Source organism: Salinivibrio sp. PR932 (assembly GCF_001996125.1).
In the GTDB taxonomy this organism is placed as follows: domain Bacteria; phylum Pseudomonadota; class Gammaproteobacteria; order Enterobacterales; family Vibrionaceae; genus Salinivibrio; species Salinivibrio proteolyticus.
Genome location: NZ_MUFM01000069.1, coordinates 1 through 1,957, shown reverse-complemented (window position 1 = coordinate 1,957; position 1,957 = coordinate 1). Strand labels below are relative to the sequence as shown.

At 37.7% G+C, this 1,957-nt stretch carries 2 protein-coding genes; both read right to left on the bottom strand.

Annotation, left to right across the window (positions count from 1 at the left end):
* The coding region (locus BZG84_RS16105) for a glycosyltransferase family 32 protein (protein WP_077678499.1) at positions 1–659 on the bottom strand (659 nt) is incomplete at its 3' end.
* The coding region (locus BZG84_RS16100) for an O-antigen ligase family protein (RefSeq protein ID WP_077678498.1) at positions 660–1,957 on the bottom strand (1,298 nt) is incomplete at its 5' end.

The window sequence follows — 1,957 nt, the reverse complement described above, 5'->3', positions numbered from 1 at the left end:
ACATACAACTTACCCCAGAAACCTAAATGCTTAGATTTTAGGTATACTTCTTTTCTGGAGTTTTTCCAGCTATGTTGAAACCAGTGGACTAAATATGAAGTTGATGGAAAGTCGGGGATGACTCCATCACCATTATAAAAATAGAAAGTGTCTTTTTCGAATATTCTTACCTCATGTTCCAAGCACGAGTCTTTTTTATGCCTATTTATCATTTCCGTCATGATCTTTGGCCCCATAAAATAAGGGGAACTTAGTATTTCATTTTCATAAAAATCGATCGTTTTTTTCAACACACTGGAATGAGGTAATGCATAGATAACAGCGGTGCCAACATTCTCACTGTCTTCATAACCTACTCCGAAATCACAATGATGAAACAAGCCAAATGGATCGCGCCTAATCGTCACATCAGTGTCGAGATACAATCCACCATGCTCTGCTAATACTTTAAGCCTGAGATAATCGCTAACAAAGGCATAAAGGCCCCGAGAAAGACATGCCTTCGCAAATTCACAATTGTCTATCCAAGTTTGTACTTCTGGATCCTTCTCTGTCCAGACTTTTACGTCATAACCTTGCTTTATCCAGTCATCCACACAGGCTAGCGAAAAGGGTGACATTTTATTACCTAGCCAAACCGCATGTATTTTATTAATCATTTAAGCATCACCCTTTTCTCTTTCGTTATAAATCATGGATAAAATCATTGCAGCCACTGAGTTGAATATAAACTCCCCTGATTTAAATGTTAGGAAGGACTCAAACATATTAATAATAAGGAAGAAAATAATGAAGCCTACGCTTAAGCAGGCACATTGAGTTTTTTGCGTTTTATCCATCCCTCTACGGAGTAAAGACCATATGCTAAAAATAAAAACGCTTAGCCCTACCACCCCATAGTTGACAAGAACATCAATATAACCATTATGTAAGTGTGTGAAGTCATTTACTATGTAATCAGGCATTCCTTCAGACATAGAAATGACGAGTGCTCGTCCATGTTGGCTTATACCTAACAATGGGTTCTCTGCAATCCATTTTAATGATTCAGCCCAAAGATGGATTCGAATACCGATACTTGAGAAGGGTATTTTATCTAAATCAAACGATAATATGGCGAGTATGACGTCTTTTTCAGTCATTAATCGCTCATGGATTATTGGTATATGAGCTAAGAGCATGGCGATAAGTATAGTTAACCCTGCCACTATGAATAATATTAGCCATGGGTTTAGTGTATATTTTCGATACACGCCAACCCACAACATTAGTCCCAAACTGACGATAAGTGCAAGCCATGATTGGCGAGATTGAGTGAAAATGAGCRCAAACAATGCGACCAGAATAAAACAACCAAGAATTACATACGCAAATCTTCGAAAATAGGGCGTATTGCTCGATTTTCTAATAAACAAACTCACCGCAACGATAATAGACGCCCCTAACAGTGCTGCTGGGTGATTCGCATTGACATATGAAAAATCAATACGCTCGCCACTCATACCTAGAAGGAACTCATTAATAATATTTGGTGAGTAAGAGACTAAGGTTAACAACACACCGAAGCAGAACGCGATCATAAAGCCATTTATGAACAACCTATCGCGCTTAATCCAATAAGTGATAAAAAGAAAAAAGTAGAAGTTCACTATAGCGCCAAAGTCAGGGCTAGAATCTACTATATCCGGGTATTTAAACAATGCGTTAATCCAGCTTAAAACTGGAACAATCGCGGATATAAGCATTAAAAAAAATAGTGGCTCTTTTGTTTTACTCCCTCGGTCATAATAGAGTGAAAATAACACACCTAGAATAACTATTGATTGGAATATATCACCAATCCACCGATAAGATGTTTTAAATACAGCATAACCTAGACAGCACAAAATCATCAAAGTCACAAATGATTTACTGTCAGCAACTGACTGTGCATTCCAGAGCTTCATCTTCTTATACG